Here is a 1,424-nt window from a genome sequence, read left to right as displayed (position 1 = left end):
AATAATCGTCATCAAATTGAAATGGTGGCTCTAGATGAATTGGTACCAGAGGATCATCTGGTTCGAAAAGTGGAACAAGCCATTAACTTTGATTTTATTTATCAACTAGTCGAGGATAAATATTCACTTGATAATGGCAGACCAAGTATAGATCCCGTTGTTCTCATTAAAATGGTGTTTGTGCAATACTTGTTTGGGATTCGTTCCATGAGGCAAACCATTAAGGAGATTGAAACCAATTTAGCTTATCGTTGGTTTTTAGGCTACGGATTCACAGAGAAGATCCCCCATTTTTCAACGTTCGGTAAAAACTATGAGCGACGCTTCAAGGATACGGATCTGTTTGAACGAATCTTTTATCGAATCCTAAAGGAAGCGATGGATAAAAAATTAGTCGATCCATCCGTAGCCTTCATTGACTCTACACATGTGAAGGCAAGTGCCAACAAAAAGAAATATGATAAAAAAGTGGTTCGAGTGGAAGCGAAAAGTTACCAAAAACAACTCGAACTTGAGATTAATGCTGATCGGGAAGCACATGGAAAAAAGGAATTTCCCCTACAAGATAAAGAAGAGACGAAAGAGGTCAAGGTAAGTAAGACGGACCCTGATAGTGGTTACTATGTGAAAGATGAACGTGAAAAACTTTTTGCTTATTCTGTTCATACGGCGAGTGATTCAAAAGGTTTCATTTTAGGAACCAAGGTAACGGGTGCCAATGTTCATGATAGTTGTATGTTGGATACGTTGTTGAATGAAGTGATAGAAAAGGTCGGAAAGCCGACAGCCGTTGCCGTAGATGCCGGATATAAAACCCCTTTTATTGCGAAGTATTTGATGGATCAAGAGATAAGACCCGTAATGCCGTATACGAGACCTCGCACAAAAGATGGTTACTTTAAAAAGCATGAGTATGTCTATGACGAATATTATGATTGTTACATTTGTCCGGAACAACAGGTTTTACCTTATAGAACCACTACCAGAGATGGATATAAACAGTACGCCTCTGACCCTGAAATCTGTAAGAATTGTCCATTTTTAGACAAGTGCACCCAAAGTAAAAATCATCAAAAATTAATTCATCGACATCTTTGGGAAGAGTACATAGAAGAATGTGATCATTTAAGACATACACCTGAAAATAAATATATCTATGCCAAACGTAAAGAAACGATTGAGCGGGTCTTTGCGGATGCAAAGGAGAAGCATGGCATGCGTTGGACAACCCTAAGGGGGCTTAAAAAATTGTCGATGCAGGCGATGCTTACTTTTGCTGCCATGAATCTTAAGAAGATGGCATGCTGGACGTGGAAGAAGCCATGTCCAGCATAAGATGACTACAGAAAAAACGTCAAAAGTGATGAAAAAAACAAACCCGTTCTAAAATCAAAGATTTAAAAACGGGTTTGTCAACAGTCTGA

The 1,424-nt window shown here is 38.8% G+C and carries 1 protein-coding gene; it reads left to right on the top strand.

Features of this window, described 5'->3' with window-relative positions; genetic code table 11:
* Nucleotides 1–1,335 (top strand): IS1182 family transposase (locus WD019_RS21610; protein ID WP_425712804.1); only part of this gene is annotated, 1,335 nt, incomplete at its 5' end.
* Between the last annotated feature and the right edge of the window lie 89 nt (nt 1,336–1,424).

Source organism: Fictibacillus sp. Mic-4 (genome assembly GCF_049843615.1).
GTDB classification, from domain to species: Bacteria; Bacillota; Bacilli; order Bacillales; family Fictibacillaceae; genus Fictibacillus_A; species Fictibacillus_A gelatini.
Note: the sequence above shows the minus strand (reverse complement) of the source record. Positions and strands in the feature narration are given on the sequence as shown.